The organism is Curvivirga sp. (genome assembly GCF_965219885.1).
GTDB lineage: Bacteria > Pseudomonadota > Alphaproteobacteria > UBA8366 > Aestuariispiraceae > Curvivirga.
In genome coordinates this window covers 284,143-297,431 of the sequence record NZ_CBDCOT010000008.1, presented here as the reverse complement: position 1 = coordinate 297,431, position 13,289 = coordinate 284,143, and the positions used below count along the sequence as shown (strand labels likewise).

Here is a 13,289-nt window from a genome sequence, read left to right as displayed (position 1 = left end):
AGCACCTCTTTTTATTTTAATCTTATTTTTGGGTTAAGTGAATACCCCAGTCGCCTAAGCGATCAATCCAGCGTTTCACGCTTTCGATATCTTCTGCTGCCTTGTTTAAACCAACATTTGAATGACCTTGTAGCAAGTCAATAATGCCACAAGCAACCCCGTTGGAAACAGTTAGTGCCATAGCAGAATCTGCATCATCGCCACAAATATCCATTTCATAACGACTATTAAAGATTTCTTTTCCACCTTTAGATAAAATCAGCCCTACTGTTAGAACAACGCGATCTTTATCATTTGGCCCATAGAAGTGCTCATCCGCTAATTTTGCACCTAATGCGCGTATGTCGTCATCTGTGCCAGTTTTTACTGCTTCAAACACATCTTTCCATGCATCTAACCACCCGGGAAGACGCAATGTTCCACGGATAAAATCCTTTACATTCCAGCTTTTTGGAAAATGATATTGATCAATGAATGGTACGCTGTCACGGTTTGGGTAGGCTTCAAAATCACCGGCACTTGTTTTATAAATTTCCGTTTCTTCCCAAGGACGTGGTGCTGTTGCTTCTTGTCCATTTTTCATGAATTTCGCAGGAGAACGCAACGCTAGTAATACACCTGCAGGCGCCCAGCTAAAACGATATTTGAAATCATTTGGAACTTCTGGAAAACCACCACAATAAGAGAAAAACTGAGCGTCAACCTCATCAGCTGTAGAACCAAGTTCTGTAAGCGCTTTTTCTGCATCATCAACAAGTAGATGGGAGGCAAGATGATCAATGCCGGGGTCTAGGCCTGCTTCTACAACAACGGCGAGGTTTTTAGCTTTTGCTGCTTCTACCTTGCCTAAGATGATATCGCTAACATAACTACTTGATACATAATGGGCGCCATGTGCAATTGCGGTATCTAGGATCGTTCCGTGTTCTGCCACAGGTAACATACAAACAACAATATCACCCTCATTTAACTCAGCTTTAAGCTTATCTAGGTCATAAGCTTTCGTTTCAATTTTTCCTGTAAGAGAAAGACGTTCTGCTAAGGCTTCTGCTTTTGAAACTGTACGGTTCCACAATATTACTTTGTTTGCTGCGTCAGCTACCTTGTTAAGGCCTGTACCTGTTGAAAGGCCTGCACCTAACCAATGCACATTACCGCTACGACTCGCTAATTCCGACATGGAACCCCCTTATTATGTTTATATATTCAGTTAACTGAAATTTGTTTTAACTGAATATAAGAAGAAAGCAACTATCTATATGTGAAATAGAGTTTGTCCAAAAAAGTTGGAGATATATCAGATATAAAAGTTGCGAACCTGTATATGAATACGGCAAGTTAGGGGAAAGTAATTAAACAGTATATCTTGGGAATGAATCTCAAAGACAGGGAATAAAGATGGCACGGATTTCAGAGAATAATCTGTGGCAGGCAACGGCTGCGGAAACATTTTACGCGGACAGCCTGACTGAAGACTTAAAAGTTGATTTAGTGATTATTGGTGGTGGTTTCACAGGTTGCTCAGCTGCTATAGAAGCGCAAAAACAAGGAATGTCTGTTTGTTTGTTAGAGTCGAACAATATTGGCCATGGCGGGTCAGGTAGAAATGTTGGGCTTGTGAATGCAGGATTATGGACACCACCTGATGATGTTATGTCTATTCTAGGTCCTGAAGCGGGTGAAAAGCTAAATAAAACCTTGGCAGCTGGTCCCAGCGAAGTTTTCAAGCTCATCGAAGAATTTGATATTAAATGCGAAGCCACCTGCAACGGTACTTTACATTGTGCGCATTCACCAAAAGGATTTACCGATCTTCAGAACCGATTTGCACAGCAAGAAAAAAGGCAAGCGCCTGTAGAGTTGTTGTCGGCAAAAGAGGCCACGATACTGACCGGGGCCTCCGGTGTGTTTGGTGCCTTGCTCGATCGACGTGCAGGGACAGTACAACCATTAGCCTATGCAAAAGGATTGGCAAGGGCTGCACAACAGTTGGGTGTCAAGGTTTATGAAAATAGCCCTGCAATCCATACGTCTTTTAAAGATGGTGTGTGGTCTGTGAAAACAGCAAGAGGAACTGTAAAAGCCTCCTACCTACTGAATGCAACAAATGCCTATATGCAGGGAAATATTGAACATTATTCATCAAGCTTTACACCTGTTTATTATTTTCAATTTGCCACAAAACCACTGGATGATGAATTTTTAAATATTACTTTACCTGAAAAACATGGATGTTGGGATACAGGTACGGTTATGTCTTCCTTTAGGCTTGATGCTGCAGGTCGTTTGATAATGGGATCTATTGGATCCTTAGAGAAAATGGGGAAGGGTGTTCATACTTCTTGGATTAAACGAAAGTTACATAAACTTTTCCCTCAACTTAAAGGTATTGAATTCGAATATTCGTGGCATGGTCGTATTGCAATGACAGATGATCATTTGCCGCGTCTCATTCAAATAGGCGATAGTGGAATTTCCATGATGGGATATAACGGAAGAGGGATTAGTCCAGGAACCTGTATGGGAACCGCGATTGCGAAATATTTTGTGCATGGTGACCCTTCTGTCCTACCTATTCAGCCAACCACAAGCTATCAGCAAGGTTTTAATTCTATGAAGGAATTATATTACGAGACCGGTGCTTCGTTGACACATATGGTGAAAGATTATTGAGAATGAAGACTTTTGAGTGACTTGTGAATCTTGATCCTGATCGGAGTTCACGTATAGTATATAGAAAATAGGGGGGATATAACTGGTTTATTAGGTAAGAAACTTGGCAAAAAGCAGAGAACTATTAGATGAGTTACGCGATATCACAAGTCTTCGTGATACAAAGCTGTTGGAACAAAGTTTACTTCAAACTGTTTATATGAATCTCCCGATTGAAAATATTTCAATACTCAAAACTGATGCGGGCAAAATCTGGGATAAGGTGACTTTATCAGAAACCGGATATGATATTCTGCATAAAGAAATTGAATTAGATGCAGATCATGCTGAACTCATAAATCGGGTAGTGGCAAGCAAGAGCACGGTTTGTGATTGTATTTGTGATGGTGGTTATGAGTATTTTTATTACCATCTCGCGTCAATTTCTAAAGAAGATACAGTCCTTGAAATTGTTGCAAAAGAAGGTGCTTTAGAGCTTTCGGCTGAGAGTATGACCCGGTCTATAGAGGTTTTTAATAACTATTATAGTTTGTTGGTGTATGCACAAACGGATGAACTTACTGGGTTGTTGAATCGGAATACCTTCAATCAAGAGATAAAGCGTATTTCATTATTTGCTTCTGAGCCTAAAGTTTTAAAAGATGATCCAAACCGCACTGACAGTGGCGAGAGCTATTGGTTAGGGCTGATTGATATTGATAATTTCAAATCGGTAAATGATAGCTATGGTCATGTGTTTGGGGATGAGGTTTTGATCTTAGTTGCTCAATCTCTGAAACGTCTTACACGTCGTTTTGACACTGTATATCGCTTTGGTGGTGAAGAATTCCTCGTGTTGTTACGGGCAGATAATAAAGAGAATGCAAGAGCTGCATTCGAAAGATTTCGTCAAGCGATTGAAAGTCAAAGATTCCCTCAAGTCGGCAATGTTACAATCAGTGTTGGTGCCATTCAAATTACGGGAGATAAAAGCACGGTGGAAATTTTAGCCAAGGCAGATAAATCTCTGTATTACTCAAAGCAACATGGACGCAACCAGTTTCATTTATACGAAGATTTAGTGGAGCAGGGGATACTTGAAGATATTGATATTTCTGACGGTGATATTGAACTCTTTAAATCATAACGTCTTATTTAGTTTGGAAAATCAGAATCGGATATCTTATCTATCAAAGGTATGAAACAGTGGATGGGATAGAGAATGTTTTCCAAGGTTTATAATTTCTTTGATGATGTCGTTCTGGAACTAGGCCGAAATTTTCGATGGTCTTATTTACCACCACTAATGGTATATTTCGCTGCAGGGGTGTCAGGCCTTACGTCAATCGTAGGGACATTTTTTATCAAAGAATACTTGAACCTGTCTGCAGAGTTTCTTGCGGGGTTAGCATTTTGGGCAGGCCTACCTTGGGCATTAAAAATGCCTATTGGTCATCTTGTTGATATCATTTGGCGTTGGAAGTCTTCTTTAGTTTTCTTCGGTGCCAGCTTAATGGCGATTAGCCTTATCATTATGTATATGCTGATTAGTCAGACTGATATGATGGCGATGATCATGCCGATTGAAGCATGGTATATTTTAAGTGCTCTTCTTTCACCAATTGGATATGTGTTACAAGATGTTGTTGCTGATGCAATGACCGTAGAAGCGGTGCCTGCCGTCGACGATAACGGAGTTAAATTTTCTGATGCGATAGAAAAGGCCATGCATACAACGATGCAAACACTCGGACGGGTAGCAATTATTGGCGGTGTTGTATGTGTATCAGCAATTAATGTCTATGTTTTTGATGGTGTAGATGCTTTAAACGAAGCCGAAAAAATTAAAATTTACGCTGGTATTTATCTTGGTGCTCTAGCTGTACCTTTAATTTCTATAAGCGGTGTGATTTTAGGCGGAATGTTATTGCGTCAGAAGGCTAACAAACTGACTCTGAAGGGGGTTCCATCTGATGTGATTCATGACATGCTTTTCAAACCGGAGGTTCAAACGAAGCCAAACTGGATGATATTCGGTGGAAGTTTTGCCTTTGTTTTATTTACATTATTTGTAGGATTGAATGAAGTTCCAGCGGCACAGGAAATGACCTTTTTTGTTTCAATCTCCATTATATTATTCTTAATGACAAGACTGTTAAAGGAGTTAGAACCGTCACAAGCAAAAATGCTTATAGGCACAGCTATTATAATCTTTATATACAGGGCAACGCCAAGCTCCGGAGCCGGATCTACCTGGTTTGAAATCGATGTGTTGGGATTTGATCAGCAGTTTTTATCGGTTTTAAGTTTTTTAACCTATGGTTTGACGCTGGCGGGTTTAGTGGTTTTACGCCCAATAATTGTTAAGAGGTCCATAGCCGAAATTTTGATTATATTGAGTATCATTGGGGGGATCGTATCCTTGCCGAATATTGGGCTTTATTATGGCATTCAAGAATGGACGTCTGCACTTACGAACGGTGTTGTTGATGCACGATTTATTGCCATTTTTGATACGGCGTTGGAATCACCTTTAGGGCAAATAGCGATGATCCCGATGCTTGCATGGATCGCACGAAATGCGCCTGTGCATCTTAAGGCGACTTTTTTTGCGGTGATGGCATCCTTTACAAATCTAGCGCTCTCCGCCAGCAACTTGATGACCAAATATATGAACCAGATATATACGGTAACCCGTGAGGTGAAGGACCGTACAACTGGAGAGATAACAATTCAGGCGGATTATAGTGAGTTAGGGATGTTACTTATTACCGTTGCCGTAATCATCATTATTATTCCTGTCTTCGCGGTGATGGTTATTCAGGCAACGCCATTTAGAACAACACAATAATTTATATAACTGGTTGTAATTTGTAGTGGACTTGTCCACATTTGATTTAGGTTATCTATTCTATAAAGGCATATTCATGCGTAAGTTATTTTCTAGTTTTGTTGTGGCAGTCGTTATTGCTGCTGGTTTTTCGAGTTTCGTTAAGGCAGAAGAATTACAAATCAGTGTTCTTCAAGATGGAAGCGGGGATGTTACCGCAACAGATTTTTCTAAGGTTTTTGTACATTATACTGGCTGGTTACTAGACGGTACGAAATTTGATTCAAGTGTTGATCGCGGTCAGCCATTTAGTTTTACGCTTGGTGCTGGTCAGGTGATTAAAGGCTGGGACCAAGGCGTTAAAGGAATGAAAATTGGTGAAAAGCGTGAGCTTATAATCCCCGCACATCTAGGTTACGGAGATCGTGGTGCAGGCGCTTCTATTCCACCAGGAGCAACATTGAAGTTTGAAGTTGAGCTTCTTGATGTTGAACCAGGTCCTATGAAGAGCGCAACTGTTGAAGAGTTTAAAGAAGCTTTGAAAACTGCACCTAAAGCGATCGATATCCGACATGAAACTCAATTTGCTAATCAAGGTGTTATTGAAGGCGTAGAAGAAATGACGGCTTTTGATGAGAATGGTCGTTTCCTTCAGGATTTCGTAACAGCAATTAATGCTTATGGAGATCGTTCTACACCATTATATGTCATTGGTTCTGCTAGTAATCCTAAAACAGCAGAATTAGCTAATGCATTGGCCACTCAAGCTGGATTTGATGAGGTTATTTTAGTTGATGGCGGAATTGAAGCATGGATTGCAGCTGGTTATCCAATAAACAAATAAATTTATCATCTGCATAAATTTTTAATTATAGGGCATTCTAGAAAAACTAGGATGCCTTTTTTCTTTCATATATTTGATATCCACATAGAGAAAGGAATACGATAAAGGCGCCAAAATACTGCAGTATTTCCAGTCTTTCATTGAGTAAGACAAAGGCAGCAAAGATTGAAAAAATTGGCTCTAGTTTAAAAATAATTGCAGCAGACTGAGCATTAACACGTCGTAATCCAATGTTTTGGCAAAGAACAGCAGCGAAGAAGACTGCGCTAACAATCACAACAGGTAACAACCCATCATAAGTGTTTGGTAATGACCAGCCCCCAATAAATGGCATTATTGTTAGTAAAGATAAACTGGCAAAAAAGTTGTTGGTTACGGCGAGAGATAAGGGCGACGTTTTAATAACTGCTCTACGAATACTAATCATCATCGCCGCGATTAAACTTCCGCCGGCAAAAGCAAGAGAGACTCCCCGCCAATCCAAACTATCAAAGGATGGACCAAGAGAAAGTGCTATTCCTAAAAAGCCGCCGATAAAAAATAAGAACCCTTTGGGAGAAACCGCCTTTTCACCAAAAAAGGGAGCTAATATTGCAACTGTCATTGGCCATGTGAAGAAAATGAGAGCTGCAAGACCAACAGGGATATACCTTACAGATGCAAGATAACATAGGCCTTGACCCATAACTAAAAGCCCAATAAAGGCAGAAATCTTTAACGTTTTTAATGATAAATCTAACTTATCACGAAAGAGCAGCAGAACACCGACAGAAAGAATACTACTGGAAAACATACGAATGAAGTTAAGGGTCGCAGCATTCCCACCTGCGTCAAAGAAAAGCGGTGCGAAAGGAGTGTTTAAACTGAAGAAGAATGCAGAAAATACAATTAAGATAGTTGCGCCAATGTTAGCGTTTGAGAGGTTTACATTTGTCATTCTTGTCTAGAGTTCGTTTCTATGAACAATGTCCTGTGAAAGGCACTTGCACTATTTAAAGGTCTGATACTGGTGTGAATATACGCTGGTATTTGCATAGGCGTTAAAGACCAATGCCTAAAATGTCTTTCTTTCCCGTTTGAATTAAGAATAACAAAAATATTGGTTGGATCTGTGATTAATTGCTCTTTGAATATTGCATCGGAATTTGACAACTTACCGTTTATAATCTTAGTGGCGCTATCAAAGCTTTCCAATACATTTGGGCCGCTATCAAATGGAAAGCTATCAACTTGAATTGCAATAAGATTATCGTTGTCCTTCTTATCGAAAAGTCCAATGATATGACGAGTATTTGGTAACCAACTTTCAAATTCAAGGCGACAACCATCAATACTTTCTGTCACCGCGATACATTTTATAATTTTCCCTTTTATCGTAGCCTTGGAACTATTCCAGTTCATGCCATAGATGAGATCTTCCAGTTTTATCGGATCGTTTACTACTGTTTTTGTTGTTGGAGTATCTGATAAAGAGGTTTTAATTGCTTTACTATATTCTTTGGGATTTTTGATTTCAGGTTCCTGTGTTGGACGAAGAGGTGCTTTGGCCTCAGCAGGAATATAAAAGACTTCATTCCCGAATGCGGTGGGGGTTGTTGTATTCTCGACCTCAATTTTTTCGGTAGTAGGTGCTGCTGTATTTTCGATCTCAACCGTTTCAATCGCTGCTTTTTTCTTAGATGAATTTGCCGCATTTGCTTTTCTATATGCAATCTCAGCTGTAGGAGGAGGGGCGATGAAATCTCGAATTTTGTCTTTCACTGGACCTTGAGGAGGCTCAGTCAGGATTGGTTCCTGAATGTTAACTTGAGTATTTTGAGTGTTATGCAATTCTTCCCTAGTTAACTTTAAGAGAAGGTTAGGTGAGTAATTGTCACCCAAACTACCTAAAATTTCACGGACATTTACAGGGTTTTCTTTATCTTGATCCTTTATGATTGAAGTATAACCTTTCTGATCAACGAATAACTCATCATAGAAGGTTTCAACTTTTTCGCGGATGGGATAGCCGGAAACGCTAATAACTATAGCAGCGCAACCTCCACCGAATAAAGACCACGCAGCAAGATTTGACCATATGGATTTGTCTTTGCCCATAGATGATGATTCATCTTTAAACGAAGATGCGTTATTCGTATGGAACATTATATCGCTGATGTCAGCTTCATCTTCTTGATGCATGACAACATACCACCCCTCTAAAATCCATAGAGAAGCTAACCTATATTGAGAAGAAAGTGAAGTATATTTTGTTCTATCACAAAGGCTTATATGATTTTGTTACGCACGACGACGAGTAACTTCGATACCGACCGTATGAGCGTTTTTTAGAGCTTCTGGTTTTTCAATACGTACAGTTGCTTCAATAACACGTTCATCATCTAGGCAAAGCAAAGCAATCCGATGCCCCAGAGTCTCAACCAATTGAATATGACCCTCACGTGCTAGTTCAGCAATGCGTTCAGATATTGTTGCATAACAAACAACTTGCTCATAATCATCGCATAATGGATCTTCTGGTTCTTTTGCCATGAGTTCCAAGTTAATGCGGACGATTTGAACGCGATCATATTCATGATCAAATACCCCAATATTCCACGCTACATCCAGATCACGCACCAAAATTTTATAAATTGGTGTGCTGGTTTCTTCCGTGTAGTTTACAGGTTGTACAAGACTGTGTTGCTTGCCGGATACAACTTGAATTTCATTGCCGGAATATGTTCTCTCGGTGGAAAGGTTTGCGGACATGTTTTTTCCAATCAGGATGATTTTTAACTTGGCATCTGCCTTTAGCTGGGATATTCGCAGCCATTAGTTTTAATTGCAGCGTAAAATATACGATTTTTTCAGGAACTCAAGCGGTAGGACGACTTCATTATGGCTTTCCACGACTTGTTTAATTCAGCTGATAACGATAAAGGATTTCAGCTCGGTGATAGATGTCTTCTTATGGGCATTATGAATGTCACACCGGATTCATTTTCCGGTGATGGATTAAGAAGTGAAGATACAGATCTAGAAGCAAAGATTTTAAAACAGGCTGAGTTCTTTTTATCTAACGGTGCTGATATTCTTGATATCGGAGGAGAAAGCACACGCCCGGGGGCCGAGCTTGTAGGTGAGGAAGAAGAGCTGAAACGCGTTGAACCAGCGGTAAAGGCGATCGCCAAAGCATTTCCTAATGCTGTGTTATCCGTTGACACGTATAAAGCTTCAGTTGCTGATGCCGCTTTAAATGCCGGGGCACATATTATAAATGACGTTTGGGGGTTTAAGGCTGACCCAGATATGTCAAAGGTTGCAGTTAAGCATGAGGTGCCTGTAATTCTTATGCATAATCGATCAAAACCGGGGCATGCAGAAATTGATGCACGCCTAGGTGGTGCTTATATTGCTCCCAAATATAATGACTTCCTCAATGAAGTCGTTGAAGAAATAAGAGAGTTGATAGAAGGCGCGATTGAAGCAGGCGTAAAACCTGAAAATATTATGATTGATCCCGGAGTAGGTTTTGGCAAAACGGCTGCCCAGAATATGGAACTGATAAATCGCCTTGATGTTATTAAGGAAGCACTTGGTTATCCGATTTTATTAGGTTCAAGTAGGAAAAGCTTTATTGGTTTGACATTGGACGTACCAGCAGATGAACGCGTCGAAGGAACTGCTGCGACAGTATCACTGGGGGTGGCACGTGGTGCGGATGTGGTGCGCGTTCACGATGTAAAAGTTATGGATCGTATCGTTCGAATGACGGATGCAATGTTGCGTGCGGGTCAGTGAGGTAAGATAAAATGTACGAAGTTTATTTGGCTCTTGGCACAAATTTGGGTGATAAAAAAGCAAATTTAAAAATGGCAATTGATTGCCTTTCCGAATTTGTCTTAGACATTCGTCCATCTGCTTTTTACGAATCCGCACCTATGTATGTGGAAGATCAGCCAAGTTTTGTAAATATGGTGGTTGGCGGTAACACGGAGCTGGAACCTTTAGCTTTGTTAGATCGTTTGAAAGACTTGGAAGAAGAAATTGGTCGACGTCCAACTTTCCGAAATGGACCACGAGTTATCGATTTGGATATTCTTTATCACGGCGATTGCTTGATGACGACCGAGCGTCTTTCGATCCCGCATATCAGTGTTCAGGAACGTGAATTTGTGCTTCTTCCTTTAATGGATATTTGTCCAGATCGCATAGATGTGCGCACTGGTAAAACCGTGAGAGAGATGACAGAGGCGCTTCTCGATACACGTGGGTTAATTCGGCTGGATGACTAATTGAGTTAAACCATTGGGCGTCTTCCGCAAGCATTTATGATATCCATGATTGCTTGCGCTGCCCCTTGACCTGATGAGCTTATTTTTATGTATAATCCACCTGTAATTAATGCATAGTCGCGCATGATATTTTCAGTAATTTCGTCATTGCTAAAGTAACTGGTGGGAGTATAGATCGCAGAGATTAAAACACCTTGTTCAGCAGCTAAAAGTGCATGAGATGCAGCATTTTTATCATCGATACCTTGTTTGAACTGATCGTCAAAACCACCAGGTAAGTTATCTGTAATAAGTATAATGATTTTTGTATCTGCTTCGAATTTTCCCGTAAAATCAGAATCTTGTGATCGATTTTGTGCAGGTAGGCTATTCAGAATTGTATTTAAAGTTTCATCTGAAGCTTCAGGGCCGCCTCCACCTCCTTCTGCGCGGATTTCGTAGATTTTTTCGAAGATGCTTTCCTTTTTTTGCCTTAGATTGGGAAAGTCATTAAGATCTTCTTGAATATATATTTCATCTTTAAAAGTAATAAGCCCAAGACGTAACTTGCCGTCTGAAAGATAATCAAGTCGATCAAGAATATCTTCTAATTCTACTTTGATATCATAAATTGTACTGCTAAGGCTGTAGGTTGTATCAATGGCAAAAACGATATCCGTTTTTTCACATTTATTTCGATCTTCCTCTCCATAAGCAAAGGTAGATGTTAGGAAATGAATTCCTAAAAAAACAGGAAGGATTAATATAAACTCTTTAAACTTCAAACGCATACTCATTCACTTACGACCATGTCATTGTGGAATAAGTAGCTTTAAAAAGCAATGGGCGGCATAAAAGCCGCCCATTCACATCTTGGTTATGTGTATACGTGCCTAGAACATTTCGTCTGGGATACTACGGATCGTGTTATGTCCTTCACGCACAGCTGAAAGTATAGAAGGAGCTTGCGAAAGTAGATTCTCAGCATAGAAACGTGCAGTGAAAACTTTGGCTTTATAGAATTCTTGATCGCCTTCGCCAGAATTGATTTTACTTAACGCGACATCCATAGAACGCGCAAGGCCAATGCCACCGGCAACAAGGCCAAATATCTTTAAAATATACGTAGAAGAAGCACCAACGGCAGTCGTGTTATTGCTATTAGACATCAGCCAATCGACAGCACGATCAAGGGTATCAATCCCGGCTGCAAGATGTGCGCGCATTGCACTCATATCTTCGCCTTCAATGCCGTTTAGGTGGTTTATAAGGGAATCGGCTTCATCCAAATATTCACGAACTGCAGATCCACCATCGTGGATAATTTTCCGTCCAACCAAATCGGCAGCTTGAATACCATTTGTGCCTTCGTAAATGGGAAGAATTCGCGCGTCGCGGTAATATTGTGCTGCGCCCGTTTCCTCAATAAAGCCCATACCGCCATGAATTTGGACCCCCATGGACGCTATTTCTACACCCAAATCGGTGAACCATGCCTTTACAACCGGGGTGATAAGTCCAATTCGTCGATCTGCCCATTCGGTCCATTCAGGGTCGCTATGATTTTCTGCAATATCTAAATCAACCATGGTTCGGAAGTTTAACGCACGCATAGCTTCGATATATGCACGCATTGTCATTAGCGTACGGCGAATATCCGCATGATTGATAATGGCAGTATTTTTAGAACCATCTAGTTCTGAACGGCCCTGCTTACGGTCTTTTGCATAGGCAACAGCACGCTGATAGGCCATTTCTGCGATACTCAGACCCTGCGTACCAACGGCAAGGCGTGCATCATTCATCATTGTGAACATGCATTTTAGACCTTCATTTTCGTTGCCAATCAGATATCCAACGGCCCCACCATTTTCGCCATATGACATTACACAAGTTGGGCTGCCATGAATGCCAAGTTTATGTTCTACTTTGATTGGCCATGCGTCATTGCGTTCACCTGGTGTGCCATCCTCATTCAATGTGAATTTTGGTACCAAAAATAGAGAAATACCACGCGTACCTTCAGGTGCATCTGGTAAACGCGCCAAAACAAGATGGACGATATTATCTGCCTGATCATGGTCTCCGTAGGTAATGAAAATCTTTTGACCACTGATAAGATAATGATCACCGTTAGGTGTGGCTTTTGTACGAACTTGGGAAAGATCAGATCCTGCACTGGCTTCTGTCAAATTCATTGTACCGGTCCACTCACCGGATATCATTTTAGGAACATATGTATCGATAAGTTCTTGTGAACCATGTGTCATGATAGCTTTAATCGCGCCTTGGCTCAAAAGGGGACATAAGGACCATGCCATATTGGCAGATTCCAACATTTCATGAATTGCGTTTCCAACTGTGTTTGGTAAACCTTGTCCGCCGTGTTCTTCAGGGAAGGTAAGAGAATGCCAGGCACCTTCTTTATAGGCATCATATGCCTCTTTGAAACCAGCGGGTAGCTTGACATGACCATCATTTAAAAGGGCGCCTTCTTCATCACCTTTGATGTTACATGCACCAACAAAATCTTTTGCTAGTTTTGCACCTTCATCTAAAATCGCCGATACCAAGTCAGGTGTAGCTTCTGCAGTAGCTGGCATTTCAGATAATTCTTTCAATAACCCCATGTCGTTGAGTAAGAAGTTCATATCTTTTAAAGGCGCATTATATTCAGTCATTATAAGTGGTCCCCAGTTCTTATCAT

12 protein-coding genes are annotated in these 13,289 nt (G+C 40.6%); 6 read left to right on the top strand and 6 right to left on the bottom strand.

Going from position 1 to position 13,289, the window contains the following annotated elements; translation table 11 throughout:
• Positions 1–22 precede the first annotated feature (22 nt).
• A complete protein-coding gene (locus ACOQOA_RS03985; RefSeq protein WP_420547358.1) occupies positions 23–1,180 on the bottom strand; it encodes a saccharopine dehydrogenase family protein in 1,158 nt (385 codons plus the stop codon).
• A gap of 218 nt (positions 1,181–1,398) precedes the next feature.
• On the opposite strand from ACOQOA_RS03985, the gene ACOQOA_RS03980 reads away from it, so the two are divergent.
• The 4 genes from ACOQOA_RS03980 to ACOQOA_RS03965 all read left to right on the top strand — a co-directional run bounded on the left by ACOQOA_RS03980 (position 1,399) and on the right by ACOQOA_RS03965 (position 6,326).
• Complete coding sequence (locus ACOQOA_RS03980) at positions 1,399–2,673, top strand: NAD(P)/FAD-dependent oxidoreductase (RefSeq protein ID WP_420547357.1); 1,275 nt, start codon at positions 1,399–1,401, stop codon at positions 2,671–2,673.
• Positions 2,674–2,776: 103 nt separating this feature from the next.
• Positions 2,777–3,799 carry a GGDEF domain-containing protein gene (locus ACOQOA_RS03975; RefSeq protein ID WP_420547356.1) on the top strand — a complete coding sequence of 341 codons (1,023 nt, stop codon included), beginning with the start codon at positions 2,777–2,779 and terminating at the stop codon, positions 3,797–3,799.
• A gap of 75 nt (positions 3,800–3,874) precedes the next feature.
• Complete coding sequence (locus ACOQOA_RS03970; RefSeq protein WP_420547355.1) at positions 3,875–5,503, top strand: hypothetical protein; 1,629 nt, start codon at positions 3,875–3,877, stop codon at positions 5,501–5,503.
• Between the two features lie 76 nt (positions 5,504–5,579).
• Complete coding sequence (locus ACOQOA_RS03965; protein ID WP_420547354.1) at positions 5,580–6,326, top strand: FKBP-type peptidyl-prolyl cis-trans isomerase; 747 nt, start codon at positions 5,580–5,582, stop codon at positions 6,324–6,326.
• A gap of 46 nt (positions 6,327–6,372) precedes the next feature.
• Here ACOQOA_RS03965 and ACOQOA_RS03960 read toward each other — a convergent pair whose 3' ends face one another.
• The 3 genes from ACOQOA_RS03960 to folB form a co-directional block, all read right to left on the bottom strand.
• Positions 6,373–7,263, bottom strand: coding sequence for an EamA family transporter (locus ACOQOA_RS03960; protein WP_420547353.1), 891 nt, complete (start codon positions 7,261–7,263; stop codon positions 6,373–6,375).
• The gene (locus ACOQOA_RS03955) at positions 7,260–8,507 is read right to left on the bottom strand and encodes a hypothetical protein (RefSeq protein ID WP_420547352.1); all 1,248 of its coding nucleotides are present in this window, start codon (positions 8,505–8,507) and stop codon (positions 7,260–7,262) included. Before ACOQOA_RS03955 ends, ACOQOA_RS03960 begins: the two co-directional genes overlap by 4 nt.
• 99 nt (positions 8,508–8,606) lie before the next feature.
• Positions 8,607–9,077, bottom strand: a complete 471-nt coding sequence (gene folB / locus ACOQOA_RS03950) for a dihydroneopterin aldolase (RefSeq protein ID WP_420547351.1) — start codon at positions 9,075–9,077, stop codon at positions 8,607–8,609.
• 129 nt (positions 9,078–9,206) lie between these two features.
• On the opposite strand from folB, the gene folP reads away from it, so the two are divergent.
• A complete protein-coding gene (gene folP, locus ACOQOA_RS03945; RefSeq protein WP_420547350.1) occupies positions 9,207–10,109 on the top strand; it encodes a dihydropteroate synthase in 903 nt (300 codons plus the stop codon).
• An 11-nt stretch (positions 10,110–10,120) separates the two neighbouring features.
• Entirely contained in the window at positions 10,121–10,603 is a 483-nt protein-coding gene (gene folK / locus ACOQOA_RS03940; RefSeq protein ID WP_420547349.1) for a 2-amino-4-hydroxy-6-hydroxymethyldihydropteridine diphosphokinase, read from the top strand.
• A gap of 5 nt (positions 10,604–10,608) precedes the next feature.
• Here folK and ACOQOA_RS03935 read toward each other — a convergent pair whose 3' ends face one another.
• Together ACOQOA_RS03935 and ACOQOA_RS03930 are read right to left on the bottom strand one after the other, a co-directional pair.
• Positions 10,609–11,379 (bottom strand): VWA domain-containing protein, encoded by a 771-nt coding sequence (locus ACOQOA_RS03935; protein WP_420547348.1) that lies wholly within the window; start codon positions 11,377–11,379, stop codon positions 10,609–10,611.
• Between the two features lie 96 nt (positions 11,380–11,475).
• Positions 11,476–13,263, bottom strand: a complete 1,788-nt coding sequence (locus ACOQOA_RS03930) for an acyl-CoA dehydrogenase (protein ID WP_420547347.1) — start codon at positions 13,261–13,263, stop codon at positions 11,476–11,478.
• Between the last annotated feature and the right edge of the window lie 26 nt (positions 13,264–13,289).